16 protein-coding genes are annotated in these 23,031 nt (G+C 65.9%); 13 read left to right on the forward strand and 3 right to left on the reverse strand.

Features of this window, described 5'->3' with window-relative positions:
* Positions 1–2: 2 nt before the first annotated feature.
* The 3 genes from DVU_RS00235 to era form a co-directional block, all read right to left on the reverse strand.
* On the reverse strand, positions 3–761 hold the full coding sequence (locus tag DVU_RS00235; RefSeq protein ID WP_010937361.1) for a motility protein A: 759 nt from the start codon (positions 759–761) through the stop codon (positions 3–5).
* 275 nt (positions 762–1,036) lie between these two features.
* A complete protein-coding gene (locus DVU_RS00240; RefSeq protein ID WP_010937362.1) occupies positions 1,037–1,765 on the reverse strand; it encodes a YggS family pyridoxal phosphate-dependent enzyme in 729 nt (242 codons plus the stop codon).
* A 77-nt stretch (positions 1,766–1,842) separates the two neighbouring features.
* Positions 1,843–2,769 (reverse strand): GTPase Era, encoded by a 927-nt coding sequence (gene era, locus DVU_RS00245; protein ID WP_010937363.1) that lies wholly within the window; start codon positions 2,767–2,769, stop codon positions 1,843–1,845.
* Positions 2,770–3,036: 267 nt separating this feature from the next.
* Here era and DVU_RS00250 point away from each other — a divergent pair, with 267 nt between their 5' ends.
* From DVU_RS00250 to DVU_RS00310, 13 genes are all read left to right on the forward strand, one after another.
* Positions 3,037–5,073 (forward strand): SulP family inorganic anion transporter, encoded by a 2,037-nt coding sequence (locus tag DVU_RS00250; RefSeq protein ID WP_010937364.1) that lies wholly within the window; start codon positions 3,037–3,039, stop codon positions 5,071–5,073.
* Positions 5,074–5,502: 429 nt separating this feature from the next.
* Positions 5,503–6,762: a tRNA dihydrouridine synthase gene (locus tag DVU_RS00255; protein WP_010937365.1), complete on the forward strand. Its 1,260-nt coding sequence runs from the start codon at positions 5,503–5,505 to the stop codon at positions 6,760–6,762.
* Positions 6,759–7,631: a 4-hydroxy-3-methylbut-2-enyl diphosphate reductase gene (ispH, locus tag DVU_RS00260; protein WP_010937366.1), complete on the forward strand. Its 873-nt coding sequence runs from the start codon at positions 6,759–6,761 to the stop codon at positions 7,629–7,631. Before DVU_RS00255 ends, ispH begins: the two co-directional genes overlap by 4 nt.
* 40 nt (positions 7,632–7,671) lie before the next feature.
* Entirely contained in the window at positions 7,672–8,625 is a 954-nt protein-coding gene (locus tag DVU_RS00265) for a chemotaxis protein (RefSeq protein WP_010937367.1), read from the forward strand.
* Positions 8,626–8,884: 259 nt separating this feature from the next.
* Positions 8,885–9,526 (forward strand): CerR family C-terminal domain-containing protein, encoded by a 642-nt coding sequence (locus DVU_RS00270; RefSeq protein WP_010937368.1) that lies wholly within the window; start codon positions 8,885–8,887, stop codon positions 9,524–9,526.
* Complete coding sequence (locus tag DVU_RS00275; RefSeq protein ID WP_010937369.1) at positions 9,523–10,674, forward strand: efflux RND transporter periplasmic adaptor subunit; 1,152 nt, start codon at positions 9,523–9,525, stop codon at positions 10,672–10,674. Before DVU_RS00270 ends, DVU_RS00275 begins: the two co-directional genes overlap by 4 nt.
* The gene (locus tag DVU_RS00280) at positions 10,671–14,381 is read left to right on the forward strand and encodes an efflux RND transporter permease subunit (protein ID WP_010937370.1); all 3,711 of its coding nucleotides are present in this window, start codon (positions 10,671–10,673) and stop codon (positions 14,379–14,381) included. The genes DVU_RS00275 and DVU_RS00280 overlap by 4 nt, the downstream gene beginning before the upstream one ends.
* A gap of 154 nt (positions 14,382–14,535) precedes the next feature.
* Entirely contained in the window at positions 14,536–15,720 is a 1,185-nt protein-coding gene (locus DVU_RS00285; protein ID WP_010937371.1) for an efflux RND transporter periplasmic adaptor subunit, read from the forward strand.
* A 15-nt stretch (positions 15,721–15,735) separates the two neighbouring features.
* On the forward strand, positions 15,736–18,876 hold the full coding sequence (locus tag DVU_RS00290; RefSeq protein ID WP_010937372.1) for an efflux RND transporter permease subunit: 3,141 nt from the start codon (positions 15,736–15,738) through the stop codon (positions 18,874–18,876).
* A complete protein-coding gene (locus DVU_RS00295) occupies positions 18,873–20,387 on the forward strand; it encodes an efflux transporter outer membrane subunit (protein ID WP_010937373.1) in 1,515 nt (504 codons plus the stop codon). The genes DVU_RS00290 and DVU_RS00295 overlap by 4 nt, the downstream gene beginning before the upstream one ends.
* 2 nt (positions 20,388–20,389) lie before the next feature.
* Positions 20,390–20,857, forward strand: coding sequence for a MarR family winged helix-turn-helix transcriptional regulator (locus tag DVU_RS00300; protein ID WP_011793158.1), 468 nt, complete (start codon positions 20,390–20,392; stop codon positions 20,855–20,857).
* A gap of 88 nt (positions 20,858–20,945) precedes the next feature.
* Positions 20,946–21,854: a hypothetical protein gene (locus DVU_RS00305; protein WP_010937375.1), complete on the forward strand. Its 909-nt coding sequence runs from the start codon at positions 20,946–20,948 to the stop codon at positions 21,852–21,854.
* Between the two features lie 251 nt (positions 21,855–22,105).
* Complete coding sequence (locus tag DVU_RS00310) at positions 22,106–22,903, forward strand: hypothetical protein (protein WP_010937376.1); 798 nt, start codon at positions 22,106–22,108, stop codon at positions 22,901–22,903.
* Positions 22,904–23,031 lie beyond the last annotated feature (128 nt).

Below are 23,031 nucleotides of genomic sequence, written 5' to 3' on the forward strand. Positions count from 1 at the left end.
CGCTACTCGGCGTGGCGTTCGGCCGGGGTCTGGAAGCTGACCAGCTTCTCGCGGATGATGCGGGGGTTCTCGCCCCTGGCGATGGCGAGGATGCCGGCCAGTTGCATCTCCATGAGCTGGATTTCCTGACGCGAGCGGTGACGCAGCTTGCCCACCAGGGGCAGGAAGACGAGATTGGCCAGTACGGCCCCGTAGAAGGTGGTGATGAGGGCCACGGACATGGCAGGGCCGATGGTGGAAGGGTCGTTCATGCGCTTGAGCATCTGCACGAGGCCGATGACCGTGCCGATGAGCCCGAGGGCCGGGGCATAGGTGCCCATGGCGGCGAAGATGGCGGCACCGCTCTCGTGGCGCGTCTCCATGTTCTCCATCTCGCAGCGCAGGATGTCCTCGATGGCCTCCGGTTCAAGGCCGTCCACTGTGAGTTGCAGCCCCTTGCGCATGAAGGGGTCGGGCAGCGTTCTCACCGCGGGTTCGAGGGCCAGCAGCCCTTCGCGGCGGGCGCGGTTGGAAAGGTCGAGGAACTGGTTGAGCACCTCTTCGCTGGAGGTCTGATGTCCCTTGAAGGCGTGGCGGGCGATGGCGAGCATGCGCAACGCCTCGTCGATGGGGTAGTTGACCAGCGTGGCGCCTATGGTCCCGCCAAGGACGATGAGCAGGGCCGGAAGGTCGGCGAAGAGCAGAGGGTCGCCGCCCAGCAACAGCGCGAGGGCGATGAGCCCGAAGGATACCGCGAGTCCTATGAGAGTCGCCAAGTCCATGCGCGTTGCGCTCCTTGCAGTGGTCTTCCGGCAGGCGGGTTGTGTGCGGACGTGTGGATGATGCCCGACTACGCCCTGTTCTTGCCTGTTCTACCCGTTTCTCTGTCCTGCCCGTTTCTCTTGGCCTGTCCTGCCGTTGCGAAGCTGTGCGGTCCAGTCCGTGCGGTCGAAGCTGTCCGCTGGCCGTCGCCCTCCGCCGGTGTTCTCCGGGGCACTGCTGGCCTGCGGTATCCCGTCAGTTCAACGTACACAGGCCAAGGTGCACGGGAAGGCGCTCAGGGTCTGGGCGGACGGGGGCCGAAGATGTCCGTGCCCACACGCACGATGGTCGCCCCTTCCTCCACGGCCTGTTCGAAGTCGCCTGACATGCCCATGGAGAGATGCGGCAGGGGCACTCCGAGGGAAAGCTCAAGGTCGTCGCGCAGCTTCCGTAGCGCCGCGAAGAACGGTCGTGCCGCCTCGCCGTCGTCGAAGAAGGGCGGCAGACACATCAGTCCGCACAGGCGCAGGGTGGGCAGTTGCAGCACCGTTTCGGCGAGGCGTGCCGTTTCGGCGGCGTCGATGCCCGACTTCTGGACTTCTTCACCGATGTTCACCTGCAAGAGCACATCCTGCACGACGGGACACGTGTCGTCTTCCGGACGCCACAGTGCCTTATGCAAGTTGTGCGCCAGCTTCTCCGAGTCCACGGTGTGGATGAGGGCGAAGCGCCCTGCCACATCTTTCGCCTTGCGGCTTTGCACGTGCCCGATGCAGTGCCAGAGGATGTCCTCTCCGGCGAGGGCCTCCTGCTTCTGCAAGGCCTCCTGCACGTAATTCTCGCCGAAGTCGCGTTGTCCGAGGGCGGCGACGGCAGCCACGGCCTCTGCCGGATGGTACTTGGAGACGGCCACCAGCGTGACGTCGGCAGGGGCGCGTCCGGCGCGGCGTACCGCCGTTTCCAGCCTGTGCCGCACGGCGGCATAACGTTCAGCGAGGGGCGTGTTCATCTGTGCATGTTCCATCATACTCACTTCCTGCGAAGAAAAAAGCCGCGCGCCGCCGTCAGGGGCACGCGGCGGAATGCCGTCGGGGCGTGAGGCTATTCGTCCGGCGAAAGGCCCAGGCTGCGCATGAAGCCGAGGTCCTCTGTCCAGCCTTCGCGCACCTTGACCCACAGTTCGAGGTGCACCCGCTTCTCGAGAAGTTCCTGGATGTCCTTGCGGGCTTCGATGCCGATTTCCTTGATGGTGGCCCCGCCCTTGCCGATGACCATCGACTTGTGCGAGGGGCGCGCCACGTAGATGACCGCGTTGACGATGACCTGGTCGCGTCCTTCTTCCTCTTCCCACTGCTCGATGTCCACGGCGGTGGAGTAGGGCAGTTCCTGACGCAGCTTGTTGAAGACCTTCTCGCGCACGATTTCGGCGGTCATGAAGCGCACCGGCAGGGTGGAAATCTGGTCTTCGGGGTAGAGGGCCGGGCCTTCGGGCATGTAGCCGACGATGAGGCGCAGCAGGTGGTCCATGCCGTCCTTGTTGAGGGCCGAGGCGGGAAAGACCTCCGCCTTGGGCCACATGGCCGAAAGACGCTCCAGCAGGGGGAGCATCTTCGACTTGTCGCGGAACAGGTCGATCTTGTTCACGACCACGACCACAGGGCGGGTCTCGGCGGCGATGGGTTCGACCAGCGGCGCGATGTCGCGGTCGAGAAGGTCGGGCTTGCGGATGTAGAGGTCGCCGTCGAGCATGACGATGAGCGCGTCTGCGGCGTTCATGCTCTGCCATGCCGTCTGCAGCAGCATCTTGTTGAGGCGCCCGCGCAACTGGTGGATGCCGGGCGTGTCCATGAAGACGACCTGCGCGTCCTTGCGCGAGAGGATGCCCACAATCTGGTTGCGGGTGGTCTGGGGCTTCGAGGTGACGATGGCCACCTTCTGCCCGATGAGCGCGTTAAGCAGAGTGGACTTGCCTGCGTTGGGCGGGCCTATCAGGGCGACCCAGCCGCAGCGGTGCGTGGTCTGGTTCATGGATATCTCCTCGGAGGCTGGGCCTCTGTGCTTCTTGTATGGGATGTTCCACAGCCACTGCACAGCGTCAAGGCGAAGCAGGTTGATGCCCGGAACGGGATGGCACTTTCATGCACTATCGCGGCGTGTGGTGAACATAATAGGATACACAGGTACAAAGCCGCTGGCAAGCGTCATGAAGAGGGTGGCTGCGGGCACGTCGGGGGTCGCCCGGAGACCCGTTCCGTGATAGGATGGTACCAACGTTGTACGTGCATCGAGGAAGCCATGGACGAGACGGAACGCACCGCACCGCACTGTGCGGACGCATCACAGGATGCAAACAGGGAACACGGGACGGGCATGGCGTCTTCGTCTGCCGTCGACCCGAAGGGGGAGGGCGAAGGGGCGCAGGCCCGAGGTTCGTCATCAGGTCAGGCCAATCAGGTCGGTCAGGCCGGAGAGGCCGGAGAGGCAGAAGAGGCCCACACCGCCACGGACGCCGGGGCCCGCACGGGCCTTTCGCCGTGGCAGCGCCTGCGCCACGCGGCGTTGCCGTTTCTGGACGACCTGCAGGGCTATACGTCGCGCACCTTCAGGCACGACGTCCTTGCGGCGCTGACCGTGGCGGTGGTGGCCCTGCCGCAGTCCATGGCCTATGCCGTCATCGCAGGGGTGCACCCCAAATACGGCCTGTACGCCGCCATGCTGCCCGTCATCGTGGCCTCGTTGTGGGGTTCGTCGCGCTACCTCATCGCGGGGCCCACCAACGCCATCGCCATGCTGCTTTTCGCCTCGCTGGCTGAGACGGCGGTGGACGGTGTGCTTATCGGTGCCATGCCCGAAGAGACCCGCATGGCCTATATCTTCGGGGTGGCCATCCTCGCCGGGGCGATACAGGTGGGCATGGGGCTGGCGCGTGTGGGCGAACTTGTGCACTTCATCTCGCACTCGGTCATCGTCGGTTTCACGGCGGGGGCTGCGGTGCTCATCGCCGTGGGGCAGCTGCGCAATCTGCTTGGCGTTTCCTTTGCCGCGGCCCCGGACTTCCCCACACAGGTGCTGCGTACCCTCGTCCATCTGCCGCAGACCAACCCGTGGGCGCTGGGTGTGGGTCTCGCCACCATCGCCCTCGCACTGGCGTTGCGGTATGCACCACGCAACCTGCCGGGGCCGTTCATCGCCATCGTGGTGGCTGCCGCCGCCACGCAGTTGCTGGGTCTCGAAGCGCACGGGGTGCGTGTGGTGGGTGACATCCCGCAGGGGCTGCCACCCCTGTCGCTGCCGCCTGCGCCTGATGGCGACGCCATCCGTATGCTGTTCATGCCCGCGCTGGCCATCGCCCTGCTTGGCGCGGTGGAGGCCCTCTCCATCGCCAAGACACTGGCGGGGGCCAAAGGTGAACCGGTGGACGGAAGCCGTGAATTCGTGGCGCAGGGGCTGGCGAACATGGCGGCGGGGCTCACCTCCGGCATCCCGGGTAGCGGTTCGTTCACCCGCAGCGCGGTGAACTTCACCGCCGGGGCGCGGACACGCTTCTCGGGGGCGTTCACGGGCGTGCTGACGCTGCTGGCGGTGCTCGCCTTCGCACCGCTGGCACGGGCCATCCCCGTGGCATCGCTGGCGGGCATCCTGTGCATCATCGCGTGGGGCATGATCGACCGCGACGGCATCCGTCTTTCGCTGAGGGCCACCCGTGCCGACCGCGCGGTGCTGCTCTGCACCTTCGGGGCTACGCTGCTGCTCGACCTTGAGAAGGCGGTGTTCGTGGGCGTGCTGCTCTCGCTGGGGCTGTTCCTGCGCAAGGTCTCGCATCCGCGCGTGGTGCGGCTTGACGCCAGCGGCAGTAGCGAGTTGCGGGGCCTGGATGGCGGGCCGTGCTGCCCCAACCTTGCCGTGTACGCCATCGAGGGTACGCTCTTCTTCGGGGCCATCGACGAGCTCGAAAAGAAACTCTACGAGTACGAAAACTTCGGGCACAAGGCCGTGGTGCTGCACCTGAGGCAGGTGCACTGGATTGACGCCACAGGCGTACATGCCTTCGAGCGTTTCCTGCGCAAATGCCGTGACAAGGGCGTGACACTGGTGCTCAGCGGGGCAAGGCCGCAGGTGCGCCGCGTGCTGGTGGATGCGGGGCTCATCGAACATATCGGCGAAGCCAACGTCACGGCAGACCTCTCATCCGCGCTGAACCATTGCTACACCACCTGCCTGCGGGACGAGGTGTGCGCGACGTGCAAGGCGGGCAACCACGGCGAGTGCCGCCGTCAGGGTGCCGCCATGTGCGAGGTCGACGCCGAACGCCATCCTGTGGCGCAGGAGTAGGCCTTGCGGGGGCCCCCGCGGTGGGGGCCGCATCCCGTCATATGGGTGCTGTCAGGTCTTCGCGATGCCGGCCTGTTGCTCCGGCACTTCGGGCGCGGCTGCCGGAGCGCCGCCTCTGCCGTGCCTCATGCGTTCGCCATCCGTACCGTCTCTGGAGACAGGCGTGACGGAGACGCATGACAGGCCGGGGTGTTACCGCGTACGGCACGTGCCAGATGCTTCACGGACGTGCCATCCCCGGATGCGTGGAGAGGCCCCGCGCCTGCGGGCCTGACGGCATCACCGGCTGGCGTTGCGAACGGCGTCACGCCTCCGTTGGCAAGCCGCGCCCTGCTGCGGTTGCCCTGCGTCGCGCATCGGTCTATGGTGCCAACCCTGCCGTTCCGCGGCTTCACCTCAGCGCCGGAACCCCGGTCCATCCGTCAGAGCATGAGCGAAACGCTGCCCATATCCCCCGACGCCCCGTGGCTGGCCCCGCTGGCGGGCTATTCCGACCTGTCCTTCCGGCTGCTGTGCCGTGAGGCTGGGGCCGCCGTGTGCTGCACCGAAATGGTCAGCGCCAAGGGGCTCATCTACTGCAGCCCCGGTACCCGCGACCTGCTTGCCACCACGCCGGAGGACGCACCTCTGGTGGTGCAGCTTTTCGGCTGCGACCCCGACATCATGGTACGCGCCATGGAGCCCTTGCTCGAACAGGGGTTCCGGTGGTTCGACCTCAACATGGGCTGCTCCGTGCCCAAGGTGGTGAAGACCGGTTGCGGGGCTGCCATGCTGCGTGACGTGCCGCAGGCGCTTGCCGTGGCCCGCGCCATGCTGCGTACCGCAGGCGCGGGGCGGGTGGGTTTCAAGTTCAGGCTTGGCTGGGACGTAGGTCAGGAGGTATGGGCCGACCTTGGGCGCGCTCTCGCCGACCTCGGTGCGGGGTGGGTGACGCTGCATCCGCGTTATGCCCGTCAGGGCTTCTCCGGCGAGGCACGGTGGAGCGCGCTGGGTGAGCTTGTACGGGCCGTTTCCGTGCCTGTCATCGCCAGCGGCGACCTCTTCACTGCTGCCGATGGCGTCCGCTGCCTGCGTGAGACGGGCGTGGCATCGGTGATGTACGCGCGTGGTGCGTTGAACGACCCCGGAGTGTTCCATGCGCATCGCGAACGTGTCGCCGGAAGGCCCGACCCCGGCTATACGCCGCAACGGTTGCGGGCACTCATCACCCGCCATGCCGAACTTGCACGGCAATATGCGCCGGGACGCTCGGCCCTGCTCAAGATGCGCACCTTCGTGCCCCGCTATGTGCGGCATCTGCCGGGAGCGCGGGCGTTGCGCCAGCATCTCGCCTCATGCTTCGAGTGGGAGATGCTGGATGAACTGCTGGCCACCTTTTTCGCGGACGTGCCCACCTGTCCGGTCACGCCGGAAGGACGGGGCGGTAACGCGGACGCCATGTCCGAATGTGTGACCGGTGCTGCGGAACACTCTGGTTGCAGGACGCACTCGGACATGTCCGGCCATGTAGCTGGCAGCGCGTCCTCTGAAGACCCTTCCGATGGCCCCTCCCGTTACCCCGCAGGAGAATCCGCCATGACGTCCGGCGAGGAGTCCGCCACGGCGGCGGGCACGGCAGGTCGTGGCCCGGAGGTCTCTTCCACGTGTTGTACGGGGCGCGCACAGCAACCCACGGAGTCAGACGCATGAATGTCATTCGCGCCCGCACGGCGGGTTTCTGCATGGGGGTGAGCCTCGCCTTGCGCAAACTCGACCGCGAGGTCGACCGTGCCGAGGAGAAGGCAGCGCAGGGCAGCCCGCGTTGCCGTATCGCCACCTTCGGTCCCATCATCCACAACCCTCAGGTACTGGAAGCCTATGCGGGCATGGGCGTGCGCTGCCTGCGACAGGTGGACGAGGTGGAGGCGGGCGACCATGTGGTCATCCGGGCGCACGGTGTCCCGCAGCAGCAGGAGAAGGCCTTGCGGTCCCGTGACGCGGTGGTGGTCGACGCCACATGCCCCAAGGTGAAGAAGGCCCAGCTTGGCATCGAGGAACAGTGCCGGGCCGGGCGCACGTTGCTGCTCTTCGGCGAGGCCGAGCACCCCGAGGTGCGGGGGCTTCTGTCCTACGCCGGAGAGGGGGCGCTGGTCTTCGGTTCGGTGGACGAACTCGAAGGGCTGCCGCTGCAACCGGAGACGGAGTACTTTCTTGCGGCGCAGACGACGCAGGACAGGGTGGCCTTCGAGGTTGCGCGGGCGTGGCTGCACGAACGACTCGGCCATGAGGTGCCCGTGCTGGAGACCATCTGCGACGCCACGCGCCTGCGGCAGCAAGAGGCCATCGACATCGCCCGCAAGGTGGATGCCATGGTGGTGGTGGGCGGCTTCGACAGCGGCAACACCCGGCGCCTTGCCGACGTGGCCGCCGCGCAGGGAGTGTTCACCGTGCATGTTGAGAATGAATCGCAGCTTCCTGTGGAACAATTGCGTGGCTGTGGCATCATAGGCCTAACGGCGGGGGCATCGACGCCGAAAAGTATTATTGACGCGACGCAGCGTTTCCTCGAATCTCTATAGTGATGCTGGCGTAGGCAAATCACGCGCCGTCGGAGGTCGTATGTCCCAGACGAACATCCTGCTCGAAGCGGGCACCAATGAACTCGAAATCGTCGAGTTCCATCTCGAAGAGGCCGCCGACACCCCTGAAGGTGCGCCCTATCGCGGGTATTACGGCGTGAACGTCGCCAAGGTGCTCGAAATCATTCGCATGCCCAAGGTGACGGAACTGCCTGAGGTACAACACCGCTCGGTGTTGGGGGCCTTCAATCTCCGTTCGCATATCATCCCCCTTGTGGACCTCAGCCTGTGGCTGGGCAAACGCCGGGCCGAAGGCACCGAACCCCCCAAGGTCATCGTCACCGAATTCAACAATGTGACGACGGCGTTCATGGTGTCGGGGGTCAACCGCATCCACCGCATCAGCTGGGAGTCTGTGGAACCGCCCAACAGATACGTGGCGGCGGTGTCCAACAATTCCATCACAGGCGTGGTGCAGCTTGAGGGGCGCATCGTATTCCTTCTCGACCTCGAAAAGATCGTGGCCGACCTCAATCCGCAGCTGGGCCTGCGTCTCGACCATGCCGTCGACTGGTCGGCCAACACCCGTTATCGTGCACTCATCGCCGACGACTCCGGCCTCATCCGTGAAATGCTCAAGGACTTGATGCAGAAGGCCAATTTCGAGGTCGAGGCGGTGAACAACGGCCGTGAGGCGTGGGACCGTCTGGCCGAACTCAAGGCCAAGGGCGAACAGGAAGGGCGGCCCATCACCGACTACGTGCAGGTTCTCGTCTCGGACATCGAAATGCCCAGCATGGACGGACACAACCTGTGCAAGCGCGTGAAAGAGGACAGCTACCTGCGCGGCATTCCGGTCATTCTCTTCTCGTCGCTCATCACCGACAAGCTGCGGCACAAGGGTATGGCCGTCGGGGCCGACGACCAGATATCCAAGCCGGAGGTGACACACCTCGCCAAACGCGCCCTCGCCCTCATCGAAGGGCGGGGATAGCGTATCACGTGACTGTCGCGGCATGTGCGCCAGTCACGTGAGGGAGGGCACACCCGCTTTTCAAGCCTCCCCCGCGAGAAGAGGGAACGCCCCTTCCCGCACATACATGCAGACCAGGCCCCCGTCGCGTCATCCGGCTCGGCGGGGGCTTTTGCGTGGCGTGGCTGCGGTGATGCGGCAAGACGTGCCGCAGGGGTTGACGCGTGGCGAAGGCTCGGACATAACACCGTTTCAAACAAGGGTTGAAACGGTGTTTTTTATGACGCAGCAGCAACAGGAACAGGGAACGCGCGAGAGGTTGCTCGAAGCCGCCGCGGAGGTCTTCGCGGAACACGGCTACGAGGCGGCCACGGTGCGTGAGATATGTCGCAGGGCCGGGGCCAACGTGGCCGCCGTGAACTACCATTTCGGCGGCAAGGAGATGCTCTACGCGAGCATGCTCAAGCATTTCATGGCCGTATGTGCGGCCCGTCACCCGCTGGATGCGGGCACGGGGCCGGATTCGACGCCGGAAGAACGTCTGTATGCCTTCGTCCGCAACCTGTTGTACCGTATCATGGGTGATGACGAGGCGCATGGTAAGCTGGTGGCGCAGGAGACCATAGACCCCTCGCCCGCCTTCGACGACATCGTCCACGAGTTCATGTTGCCCGTGCGCGCCGCCGTGGAGGACGTGGTCAAGGCGTTCCTCGGGCAGGACGCACCGGAGGCCTCTGTGCGTGCCTGTGCCGCGGGTATCGTGGGGCAGGCCATGTTCTACCTGCAGAATCGCAGTATCCTCGAACGGCTGTACCATGACCTCACCTATGACAATGAAGGACTCGACCGCATGGCGGAATCCATAACGCGTTTTTCGCTGGGCGGCATCGCCGCGTGGCGTTTCGGGGGAGGCGAGGCATGAGACTCATGCGACTGTTGCCGTTGCTGGGGCTTCTGGCGCTTGCCGCCTGCGGTGACGAACAGGGTGTGCGCGAGGCGTCACGCCCCGTGGGGGTGGAGGTCGCCGCACCGCTGGAGGGGGTCACGGGACGCCGCTACACGGCCACGCTGGAACCGCGTGAACAGGTCTCCGTGGCCTTCAGGGTCGGCGGCTATGTCGAAGACATCCTCACCGTGTCCGCCGGTGCGGAGGCGAAGGGGAACAACGCCCGCCGTGTGGATGCCGAACGTGGAGACCGGGTGCGCAAGGGACAGGTGCTGGCACGGTTGCGCACGACCGACTATCAGGGCCGGGTCGCAGCGGCGCGTGGCGCCGTGGACGAGGCCGTGGCCGCACGGCGTCAGTCAGCGCTGGACCTTGAGCGTCTGGGAACGCTCCTGCGCGACAAGGCCGTGGCCCAGGCCGACTATGACCGGGCGCGCGAGAAGGCCGATGCCACCGTCGCCCGCGAAGAGGCGGCGCGCGGCAGGCTGGCCGAGGCCCTCGACCAGTTGCGCGATACGGCGCTCATCTGCCCGCTGGACGGTGTGCTCACGAAGCGCTCGGTGGAGCGTGGCACGCTGGCGACGCCCGGCATGGTCGCCTATGTGGTGGCGGACATGACGCGGATGAAGGCCGTGTTCGGCGTGCCCGACACGCTGGTGGATGCCGTGCGCCCCGGAGCGCATCTCGATGTGCTCGTGCCCTCTGTGGGAGTGGCGCAGCAGGGGCGCGTGACGGCGGTTTCGCCTGCCGCGGACAAGCGCAGCCGCATCTTCGATGTGGAGGTGACGCTCGACAATGCCGGCGGACTGCTGCGCGAGGGCATGAGCGCGACTGTTGAACTGGGGGGCGGCAGTGCCGGCCCCGCACCCGCCGTTCCGCTGGCGGCGGTGGTGCGCCCTGCCGGGCGTGCCGAGGGCTATGCCGTCTTCGTGGTGGAAGATGTCGACGGCGGCACGGTGGCGCATGAACGCGAGGTCGTTCTGGGCATCGTGGAAGGCAGCCGTGTCGAACTGACGCAGGGCGTCAGGCCGGGTGAGCGCGTCGTGGTGCTGGGGGCGACCCTGCTCCATGATGGCGAACACGTGCGCGTGCTGCCCGGCGGTGCGGAGGTTGCACCCCGATGAGCGAGGGCGGACACAACGACGAACGCTGGCTGCACACGCGCAACAGCGCGCGCTTCTTCGTGGAACAGCGTCACATCGGCTGGGTGCTGCTCGTGGCGACGCTGGTGTGGGGCGTGTGGGCGTGGCATGCCATGCCGCAGCGCAAGGACCCGGAGATTCCCGTGCGTGCCGCCGCCGTGCTGGTGGCGTGGCCCGGTGCCCCTGCCGAGAGGGTCGAAGAGCGCATCACCCGCCGCGTGGAAGAGGCTGTGGGCGGCAACAAGTGGGTCGAGAAGATAGAGTCGGTCTCGCGCACGGGGCTTTCGGTGGTCACCCTGCATCTGCATGAGCGTGTGGCGCAGACAGACACGGTGCTGGACGACATCGGCTTCCGGTTGCAGGAGGTGGGGCAGCTTCCGGATGGCGCGGGGCCGCTTACCTATATCAAGGACTTCGGTGACACCTCTACCCTGATGCTCACGGTGGCGAGTCCGCGCGTGAGCGGGGTGGAGCTCGACATGCGAGCCGTGGGCGTTGCGCGTGCGGTGCGTGCGCTGCGGAATGACGCAGCAGGGGAGGCCCGAGCCGAAGGTGGCGTGATGGCGCGTGCCTCGCAGGCACGTGTCGGCGCGTCTGGTGCCGTCGCCACCGGGCGTCGGGATGTCCCCCGGACCGGCGTTGCCAAGGCAGAAGAAGGTACCCCGCTCCCTGCCATCAATGATGCAGGGGCCGGACGCATGGCCGTTGCGTGGGTCGCACCGTCCGCCATGGATGACGCGGTGTTGCGCCGCCTCGGCGGCCTTGCCGCCGACTGGCTGGTGGCGCACGGCGACGCGACCGCGCCGCGCCTGCACACCGAACCGGGCCTTGTGGTGCTGGATGTGTCGACCCGGCATGACGCCGCAGCGTTGTCGGCGCGTCTAGCCGTCTTTCGCGCTGAACGGGTAGGCGCCAACGCCCTGCATCCCGATCTGTGGGAACCCGCCGTCTTCGCTTCCGGGGACGATGCCCGCGCGGCCCTCGAAGCCGTGGCTGCCGACCGCTATTCGTGGCGCGACCTCGAAGCCTACACCGAAAAGGTGCGGGCCACCCTCGAACGGCTTGGCAGCGTGGGCAAGGTCTCCCGCTGGGGGGTGCGGCCCGAGACGATCTTCATCGACTGGTCGCAGGAGCGGCTGGCCTCGCTGGGGCTCGACCCGCAACAGGTGGCGCAGACGCTCGCCGCCCGCAACACCTCATTGCCCGGCGGGCAGCTTGAGACGCGGGGCCGGGGGGTGCTGCTCGACAGCGAAGGCGAATTGCGTTCGGCGACCGACCTCGCCGAGGTGATGGTGGCGACATCCGCCTCGGGTGCGCCCCTCTATCTGCGCGACGTGGCCGATGTGACCCGGTCGTACAGGGCACCCGTCGAAAACCTCAACCATTTCGTGCACCGCGATGCCGACGGTACATGGCGTCGTGGCAAGGCCATCACCCTCGCGGTGGAGATGCGTTCGGGCGAGCACATCGACGCGTTCTCGCGCGAGGTGGACGCGGCGCTCGGCGACCTGACGCAACGCCTGCCCGAAGACCTGCTCGTGGTGCGCACGTCCGACCAGCCTCGTCAGGTGACGGAGAAGGTCGACCTGTTCACCCTGAGTCTCGAAGAGGCGGTGGTGCTGGTGGTGGCGGTGGCCTTCATCGGTTTCCGTGAGTGGCGTTCGGCGCTGCTCATGGCCCTGTCCATTCCGCTGACGCTGGCCATGACCTTCGGCATGATGCACCTTCTTGGCATCGACCTGCAGCAGATTTCGATAGCCTCTCTCATCCTCGCGCTGGGCCTGCTGGTGGACGACCCGGTGGTGGCGGGCGACGCCATCAAGCGCGAGATAGCGGAGGGAAGGCCACGCCGTCTCGCGGCGTGGCTGGGGCCCACCAAGCTCGCGCGGGCCATCCTGTACGCGACCATCACCAACATCGTGGCATACCTGCCCTTTCTGCTGCTCACGGGTGACAAGGGGCGCTTCCTGTATTCCATGCCCATCGTGGTGGCGTGTTCGCTGGTGGCCTCGCGTATCGTGTCCATGACCTTCATCCCGCTACTCGGTTCGGTGCTGCTCGACGCGGGCAGACGTGAGGGCACGGTGGAGGAACGGCGCGCACGTGGGCTGGGCCGGCTGTACTACGCCGTGGGCGGGTGGGCCATCGACCACCGGTGGAAGGTGCTCGCGGGCTCATTGCTGCTGGTGGTGGCGGGCTTCTGGTTGCAGGGGCAGCTCAAGCCGCAGTTCTTCCCCAAGGACAGGTCGTATCTTTCGTACGTCGACCTCTGGTTGCCGGAGGACGCCACGGTGGAGGCCACGGCGCGCGTCGCGGCCGATGCCGCCCGCATCGTCACCGACAGGGTCGCGGCCTTCGATGCGGAGACGGGCCGGGCCGCCAAGGGGCTGCCGCCTGCGCTGCGTTCCGTGACCGTGTTCACGGGGGGCGGGGGGCCGCGCTTCTGGTTCTCGGTGACGCCCGAACTGCGTCAGCCCAACTACGCGCAACTGCTCGTGGAGGTGTCGGACAACCATCTCACGAAAGAACTCATCGGCCCCTTGCAGCAAGCCCTGTCCGAGCGTCTGCCCTCCGCGAGGGCGGATGTGATGGAACTGGAGAACGGGCCGCCCATCGGCGTGCCCGTGCAACTGCGCCTCTACGGCGACGACATCCCCGCCTTGCGGGCGGAGTCGGAACGGCTGAAGGCCATCCTGCGGGCCGACCCGGATGCCACGCGCGTCAAGGACAACTGGGGTGCCGACACCTTTGTCGCCCGCTTGCGGGTCGACCCGGACAAGGCGGCACTCTCGGGGGTGACCATGCTCGACGTGGCGCGTGCCACGGGCAACGCCGCCACGGGAACCACCGTGACGGCCTTGCGCGAGGGACGGCTCACCGTGCCTGTGGTCTCGCGGTTGCGGCCGGATGAACGTGCCGATGCCACCGATGTGGAGGGTCTCTATGTGGCGGGGCAGGGGGGAACACGCGTGCCCCTGGCGCAGATCGCAGAGCCTGAATATGGCATGGAGACGGCGCGCATCTTCCGGCGCAATCAGCAGCGCTGTGTGGTCATATCGTGTTTCCCGCGCGAGGGGGTGCTGCCTTCAGAGGTGGTGGCCCGCGCCATGCCCGCCATCGGGCGTTTCAGGGCGGACCTGCCCCCGGGCTTCCGGCTGGAGTTCGGCGGCGAGCATGAAGAGCAGGTGAAGGGGTTCAAGGAGCTGGCGGGGGTGATGGGCATCTCCATCGCCATGATCTACATGGCGTTGCTCTTCCAGTTCCGCAATGCCGTGAAGCCGCTCATCGTCTTCGCCGCCATCCCCTACGGCATGACGGGGGCGTTCGCTGCCCTGCGTCTCATGGGACAGCCTTTCGGCTTCATGGCATTCCTCGGCATCGCCAGCCTCATCGGTGTCATCGTCAGCCATATCATCGTGCTGTTCGACTTCATCGAGGAGAAGCGCGAAGAGGGTGAAGACCTTCGGACGGCCCTGCTGGATGCGGGCATCGTACGCTTGCGGCCGGTCATGATCACCGTGGCTGCCACGGTCATCGCACTCTTCCCTCTGGCGCTGCACGGTGGTGCATTATGGGAACCGCTGTGCTATGCACAGGCTGGCGGACTGACGGTCGCCACGTTCGTGACCCTGCTCATGGTTCCCGTCCTGTATGCCATCGCGGTGCTCGACCTGAAGGTCGTGAAATAGACTTCCCATTGTTCGTTTAAACAGGTTGACGGCGGAGTGGGTTGTCTGTAGATAACGCAAGAATAATTAGCTTGCTAATAAGTAACAGGCTTGCTCCGCCTGCGGGACGACTTCGCTACGGGGCGCATATCTTGCCGACATTCCCGGAGGAAACATGGCTTTGAGGTTCTTCATGGGGCAGCGGGTGCTGCCTTTCGTGCTGGTGGTCGCCATGATGGCGGCGCTTACGGGGTGCAAGGAAGAGGCCCAGAAGGGGGCACCGCCCGCTCCTCTCGTCGAGGTGAAGACCATCACCGCAGGCGATGTGCCCGTGACCAGCGAATATGTGGCCCAGACAGCGGGTTCGCGCGAGGTCGAGGTCAGGGCCCGCGTCACAGGCATCCTGCTCAAGCGCACCTACACCGAAGGGCGCCCCATCAAGAAGGGCGCACTCATGTTCGAGATCGACCCCGATACGTACAAGGCGGCGCTCGATCAGGCCGAAGGCCAGCTGGCACAGGAGCAGGCGCGCCTTTCCCGTGCCCGTCTCGAACGTGACCGCGTTCTCGCCCTCTACGCCGACAACGCCGTCAGCCAGAAGGACCGCGACGATGCCGTGACGGAGTTCGACTCTGCCAGCGCTGCCGTCAAGGTGGCACAGGCCCGTGTCAAGGAGGCCCGCATCAACCTCGGCTATACCCGCGTCGATGCGCCCATCGCCGGGGTCACCAGCAAGGAGGTGCGGTCGGAGGGTAGCCTTGTCAGCCCTTCCGCCGACGGCAGCCTGCTCACGACGATCACGAGACTCGACCCCCTGTACGTCAACTTCGGGGTTCCCGGTACCGAGATGAGTTCGCTGCGTCGCCTCATCGAATCCGGCAAGGCCGAGATGCCTGCCGACGGCCTTGCGGTACAGCTGACCCTGCCTGACGGCACGGTCTACGCCCGCACCGGCAAGATCACCTTCACCGACAAGCAGGTCGACCAGACCACCGGCACCGTGCGCAGCCGCGCCGAGTTCCCGAACCCCGAAGCCGAGGTGATGCCCGGTCAGTTCGTCCGGGCCAAGGTCCTCGGCCTCGTGCTCAAGAACGCCATCATCGTGCCGCAGCGTGCCGTTCTCGAAACCCAGAAGGGCCCCATGGTCTATGTGGTCGGTTCCGACATGGTCGCCAACCTGCGCCCCGTGGTCGTGGCCGAGGCTCTCGGCGGCGACTATCTCATCGAGAAGGGTCTTTCGGGCGGCGAGACCATCATCGTGGAGGGCATCATCAAGGCGCGACCCGGCCAGCCCGTGCGCGTGGCCCAGCCCGCCAACGGGGCCGCCCCCGCAGCCGCCCAGCCCGGCGCAGCCAGCTAGCCCGGAGGAACCCGGATGTTCTCTCGCTTTTTCATCATGCGGCCCATCTTCGCCACGGTCGTCTCGCTGGTCATCATACTGGCGGGCTTCATGGCGATGCGCGGGCTGCCCATCGCACAGTATCCCGACATCATCCCGCCGCAGGTCGAGGTCGAGGCCACCTACTCCGGGGCCAGCCCCGAGGTCGTGGCCGCCACCGTTGCCGCGCCGCTCGAACAGCAGATCAACGGCGTGGACAACATGCTGTACATCAACTCCACCAGTTCGAGTACAGGCACCATGAACCTCATGGTGACGTTCGAGGTGGGGACCGACCCCGACCAGGCGACCATCAACGTCAACAACCGGGTGCAGGCCGCGTTGCCGCAGCTGCCCGAAGACGTGCGCCGCCGCGGCGTCACGGTGACCAAGAAGTCGTCGAACATGCTTCAGGTCATCTCCATGAACTCGCCCGACGAGCGGTACGACACCATCTACATCAGCAACTATGCGCTGGTGAACGTCATCGATGAACTGCGCCGTCTCAAGGGCGTGGGTGACGTGGTGCTGTTCACGGCGCAGGACTACTCCATGCGCGTGTGGTTGCAGCCCGACAAGATGGCCCAACTGCGCCTCACGCCTTCTGACGTCATCGGTGCCATCCAGGAGCAGAACGCCCAGTTCGCCGCCGGTCGCATCGGGCAGCAGCCGCTGCACGACCCGGTCGAACTGACCTTCATGGTCAACACCAAGGGGCGCCTCTCCACCCCTGAAGAGTTCGAGAACATCATCCTCCGCGTCGAGGAGGACGGCTCGACCCTCAAGCTCAAGAGTGTGGCCCGCGTCGAACTCGGCGCCAAGGACTACAACTTCATGGGCAAGGAGAACGGCAAGCCCACGGTTCCCATCGGCATCTTCCTCGCGCCGGGGGCCAACGCGCTGGAGACGGCAGACCGTGTCAGCGCGGCCATGGCCGAGATGTCGCTGCGTTTCCCCGATGGTGTGAGCTATTCCATACCGTACGACACCACCAAGTTCGTGCGCGTCTCCATCGACGAGGTGGTCAAGACGCTGTTCGAGGCCATGGTGCTGGTGTTCATCGTCATCTACCTGTTCCTGCAGAACTGGCGTGCCACCATCATTCCCTGCCTCGCCGTCCCGGTGTCGGTCATCGGTGCGTTCGCGGGCATGTACATGCTCGGCTTCACCATCAACACGCTGACCCTCTTCGGTCTGGTTCTTGCCATCGGCCTCGTGGTCGACGACGCCATCATCGTGCTCGAGAACGTCGAGCGCATCATGGCCGAAGAGCACCTGCCGGTGAAACAGGCCACCATCAAGGCCATGCACGAAGTGGCCAGCCCCATCGTCGCCACCGTGCTGGTGCTGTGCGCGGTGTTCATCCCCGTCGCCTTCGCGGGCGGCCTCGCGGGGCAGATGTACAAGCAGTTCGCCATCACCATCGCGGTGTCCATGGCCATCTCCGGCCTTGTGGCGCTGACCCTTTCGCCCGCCCTGTGCGCCATGTTCCTGAAGCCGGGCCATCAGGAGCCCAACAGGTTCTTCCGCTGGTTCAACAACTGGTTCGAAGGCGTCACCAACCGCTATACGGCGGGCGTCACGTTCCTGCTCAAGCGCATGGCGCTGGGCCTTGTGCTCTTCGCCGGGTTGTGCGGTGTGACGTGGCACCTGTTCAGTATCGTGCCCGGCGGCCTCGTGCCCGACGAAGACCAGGGGTATGTCATGGCCATGGCCATCCTGCCCGACGGTTCGGCCCTCAACCGCACGGAAGTGGTCACCGACCGTCTTGCCAAGGCGGCCTCCAACGACTCCAGCGTACAGAGCGTCATGGCCTTCACCGGCTACGATGCGGTCTCCGGCACCAACAAGCCCAACACGGGCTTCAGCTGGATCATGCTGAAGCCGTGGGAAGAGCGCAAGGAGGAGTCGGAATCGTCATACTCGGTGGTGCAGCGCATCTTCAGGGAAGGTGCGGGCTATACCGAGGGCGTCGTCATCGCCTTCAACCCCCCGCCCATCTCGGGCATGAGCACCACGGGCGGCTTCGAGGTGTACCTGCAGAACCGTGGCACCGGCGACAGCAAGGAGCTTGCGGCCATGGTGCAGAAGTTCGTTGGCGCGGCCCAGAAGCGTCCTGAACTTGCAGGCGTCTCATCCACCTTCGGTGCCAATACCCCGCAGCTCTTCGTGGAACTCGACCGTAACCGCGCCAAGGCGCTGGGCGTGTCCATCAATGAGCTGTTCGCCACCATGCAGTCGACGTTCGGTACCTACTACGTCAACGACTTCAACAAGTTCGGACGTACGTTCATGGTCATGGTGCAGGCAGATGCCCAGTACCGCGACAACCCCGACGACCTCACGAAGGTGTACGTGCGCTCGAACAAGGGCGACATGATCCCGCTCGCCTCGCTCATCAAGGTGGAGCGCATCACGGGGACGGAAGTCGTTGAGCGCTTCAACGTGTTCCCCGCCGCGAAGATCGTGGGCGGCCCTGCCCCCGGCTACAGTTCGGGACAGGCTCTTGCTGTCATGGAGGAGCTCGCCGCCGAGGTGCTGCCCGCCGAGTATTCCCTCGGCTGGATCGGCTCGGCCTATCAGGAGCGCCTCACGGGCGGTACCTCGTTCATGGTGTTCGCCCTCGGCCTCGTGATGGTGTTCCTCATCCTCGCGGCGCAGTACGAGAAGTGGTCGTTGCCCCTGGCGGTCATCATGATCGTGCCCTTCGCCCTGTTCGGTGCCATGGCCGCCACATGGCTGCGTGGCCTCGACAACGACGTGTACCTGCAGGTCTCGCTGGTGACACTCATCGGCCTTGCGGCCAAGAACGCCATCCTCATCGTGGAATTCGCCATGATGCAGGTGCATGAGGGCAAGGGCATCGTCGAATCGGTGACCGAGGCGGCACGACTGCGCTTCAGGCCCATCATCATGACGTCCATGGCCTTCGTGCTGGGCTGCGTGCCGCTGGCCATCAGCTCGGGTGCTGGCGCGGCAGGACGGCACGCCATCGGTACCGGCATCATCGGCGGCATGCTGGCGGCGACCTTCATCGCCACCTTCTTCATTCCGCTGTTCTTTAGGCTTATCATGGAACTGAGCGCCCGTTTCACCGGCGGCCATCAGGCTTCCGGCGACGGGGAGGAGGCACGATGATACGGCGCATGACCGCGATGCTGCTTGGCGCCGCCCTGCTTTCGGGCTGCGCCATCGGCCCCGACTATCAGAGGCCCGGTATGGACCTGCCCTCCGCATGGCGTGCTGAAAGCGCCGATGCGGGCATGGTGGCGGGCGAGAAATGGTGGACGCTCTTCGGGGACGCCACACTCGACGCCCTTGAAGAGGAGGCGCTGGCGGCCAACGGCGACCTTGCCACGGCCATGGCCAACGTGGATGCTTCGCGGGCACAGCTCACCGTGGCGACATCGTACCTGCTGCCCTCCATCACCGGTCAGGGTTCGTCGGTACGCCAGCGCGGTTCGGAGCGTGGACAGAATCCGCCCGTCGAAGGCCGCGAGGTGACCGACCTGCACAAGGCTTCGGCCCTTGCCTCGTTCGAACTCGACCTGTGGGGCAAGTACCGCAGGGCGCATGAGGCCGCACGTGCCGGACTTCTCGGCACCGAGGCCGCCTATGCCACGGTGCGGCTTGCCGTGGTGTCGCAGGTGGCGCAGTCGTACTTCGGCTTGCGTGCCGCAGACAGGCAGCTCGACATCGCCCGCCAGACCCTCACCTCGCGTGAGGAGTCGCTCAAGATACGAGAAGCCCGCTTCAACTCGGGGCTCACCTCCGAGCTCGACTACCGGCAGGCACAGGCCGAGACGGCCTCCGCAAGAGCTTCCGTGCGGCAACTCGAACAGGCCGTGGCCGCTGCCGAGACGGCACTCTCGTCGCTGCTGGGACGCAGCCCGCGTGACATCGTCGAGCGCAGCCCCGAACGCGGTCTCGACATCGAGACCTTCGCCGTGCCGCCGCAGATTCCCGCCGGGTTGCCCGCCGGGCTTCTGGCCCGTCGTCCTGACGTGGCGCGCGCCGAGGCCGACCTGCATTATGCCACCGCCTCCATCGGCGTGGCCAAGGCCGACCTCCTGCCCGCCATCTCCCTGACGGGGCTCATGGGGTATGAGAGCATAGACCTCACCCGTCTCGTGTCCTCGTCATCGGGGACCTGGAGTTACGGGGCCAGCGCCACCATGCCGTTGCTCGACTTCGGGCGTACCCTCGCCAACATCGACATGGCCGACGCCAAGCAGCGTGCGGCACTCGCCGCCTATGAGCAGGCCGTGCGTGACGCCTTCCGCGAGACGCAGGACGCCCTCGTGGCCAATCGCAAGACGCGGCAGGTGGTGGATGCACAGGCCACGCAGGTGGCGGCGCTCGAGCGTTCGCTCACTCTCGCGCGACTCCGCTATGAGAACGGCTATTCCAGCTACCTCGAAGTGCTCGATGCGGAGCGCAGCCTCTTTCAGGCCCAACTGAACCTGGTAGAGGCCCGGCGCAACCAGCTGGATGCGGTGGTGCAGGTCTGCAAGTCGCTTGGCGGAGGATGGAAGGCCCCCGGCGAAGAGGGCGCGGATGCTACAGGGGCGGCAGAGGCCGCTTCCGGCGACGCCGATGACGCCGCCCCGCAGGGTGTTGCCCCCACCCCTCCCCGGACGGAGGGCTAATCGTGGGCCTTGACTATCCCTCCTGGCAGATGGTGGAGGAGAACCCCCGTGAAGGGTTCGGCATGACCGTCGGGGAAGTGGCCCGCCAGTGGCGCATCCTGCTGGATGCACGGTTGAAGCCGCTGGGGCTCTCCTTCTCACGGTGGGCCGTGCTGGTCACCCTGCATTTCGAGGGGCCCATGTCGCAGGTCGAGTTGGCACGCTACATAGGGGTCGAGGCTCCTTCGCTGGTGCGCCAGCTGGACAAGCTCGAAAAGGAAGGTCTGGTGCGTCGTGTCCAGCATCCCGCAGACAGACGCATCAAGGTCGTCGAGATAGACCCCAGGGCCTTCTCCATCTGCGAAAAGGTGCGCGCCATGGCGCTGCAGCTGCGCGACGAGGTGTTCGAAGGTATCGATGAACCCACCATCCGTGCAGCCCATCAGGCCTTGCTGACCATACGCGACCGCATGGCCCGTATGCAGGCATAGGACACATGATCGTATGCTTCAGGGGGTGCATCCCCCTTCAACCGACCGCCTCGCGGGGCGGCTTCATGACAACAGGAGATAGGATTCGATGCAGTTGAAAGAACTCGCCCGCCGTTTCGGTGTGGTGCTGGCGGCCTTCGGGCTTTCGTTCTCGCTCGTCGGCAGCGCAATGGCCGATGATTCCGTGCTGCGCTATGCCTATGGCGCTGACAGCGACCCCCTGAACATCACCGTCAACGGGCGTGCCGTGGGTGACGCCGAGGTGGGCAAGGGGAACTTCGGCATCACCGAGTACGGTGCGGGCATCGAGTACAAGTGGTTCAGCATGAGCTACAGCCGCGCCGACTACAACTGGAGCGACGTGGGCGGCCTGCCTTTCGGCAACGGTTCAGACGACCCGTGGGAAAGCCTCCAGACCCTCACCTTCGGTGCCAAGGCCGACGGCAGCTTCACCGACACCCTCGGGTGGTTCGCTGGCGGTACTGTCATCTCCGGTTTCGAAGAGGACATGGACGGGTCGTTCAGTCTCTTCTACCGCGGCGGCATCACCTATCGCTTCAGTGACGAATGGCGTGCCTCGCTGGGTCTCATGGGTATCGCCTCCCAGTTGAACCCCATGGCAGCCCCGGTCATCGGCCTCGACTGGCGTAGCCCCCGCGACCTCGGCTGGTCGGCGGGTCTCGGCATTCCGGCCACCTTCGTGAACTACCGCTTCAACGACTGGGCCGCACTGCGCGGGGCCGCCCGCTGGGACCGCAGCCAGCATCGCCTTGCCGACGACAGCCCCGTGTCCGAGAAGGGCTATGTGCAGCAGTCGTCGGTGACCACGGGTGTGTATCTCGACCTCAGCCCGCTTGAGCGTCTCACCGTCACCGTGGGTGCCGAATACTATCTCGACCGCGAGATGAAGCTTTACGACGAAGACCGCGACGAAATCGACACGTGGGACGTGGATAACGCCCTCGGTGGCGTGCTGCGCGTCCGCTACTCCTTCTGATTCCGAGAGGGTGGCTGCCCGCAAGGGCGGTTCCCATCCATATGTCCGGGGGGCCTTGTGCCCCCCGTGCCTGTTTCATGACCCCTTGGCGCGAAGGTTCGTGCCCGCCTTGCGGGCATCCTGTCCTGACGGGAGAGTCCGGCCGCAATGCCGACCGTCTCGTCATGCGGCGTCACCAAGGGGCCAGCCATCCTGCGGGCCTGTCGGGCCGGGATAGTACCACCATTCACCACAACGCAAGGAGGTGCTCCATGCGACATGTGTCGCAGCTGCTGTGCCTTGCGCTATGCAGCTTCTTGTTCGTTCTTTCGGGCACCATCCCTGCCGGGGCCATGGTCCCGGTGCGGGAGGCCGGAGCGTTGACGGGGCAGCCTCGGATACCACAGGGGCATCATGCTGCCGTACTCCGCACCGTGTCGCCATCCGTCCTGTCCGTAGCGAGGGGTGACGATAGCGCATGGCAGTCGCTGGAGGTGCCCGGCACCGAACGTCAGGGCGACCTCGCGGGCGGGGTGTCCTATTACCTGACCTACGACGTGCTCACGCCCGACGTCGCAAGTGACGTGTGGGCCGAACGCCCCGCAGCGCCCGCCCTGACCGTGGATGCCGGGGTCGTGGCGGCCTTCGGGCCGGACATGCGCCTGCAAGTGGGGGCCACGGCCCTGCTGGCACCCGTTGACGGTTCTGTGCTGCCTACCGCACTGTTGCACGTGGACTTCGGTGCGGACACGCTCACACTGGGCCTTCCGGAGAGTTCGTTCCGGCATGTGCTTGGCGACGGGCTTGCCCTTCGGCTATGCGCCAACCTGCGTTCCGGGTACGAGCCCGCATCCGCCAGCCCCACGGTCGTTCCGCGTGCCGACCGCGTCGCCCCCGGCATCGCCGCGGCATGGCTGGACTGGGACGTGGGGCGGGGGCTGCTGCTGACACTGGGGGCGGAGTACTTCTTCGCCACGGGTATGCCCCGGCTTGACGGGGCAGGAAGTCGTGCCCCAGCCGTCGATTCGGCAGGGGTCGGCGGGGTGCTTGGCGTACGACTGGTGTTCTGACGGCACTGCGGGTATGCGGAGTCGCGTTCACGACCGGTCGTCCGGCGCGACCGGGCATGGCGTGCGCAGGTCTGACCGGCTGGACGAAGGCCGCATGAGCCCGTAAGACACCGACCACCTCAAGGGCA

The organism is Nitratidesulfovibrio vulgaris str. Hildenborough, assembly GCF_000195755.1.
Taxonomy (GTDB): domain Bacteria; phylum Desulfobacterota; class Desulfovibrionia; order Desulfovibrionales; family Desulfovibrionaceae; genus Nitratidesulfovibrio; species Nitratidesulfovibrio vulgaris.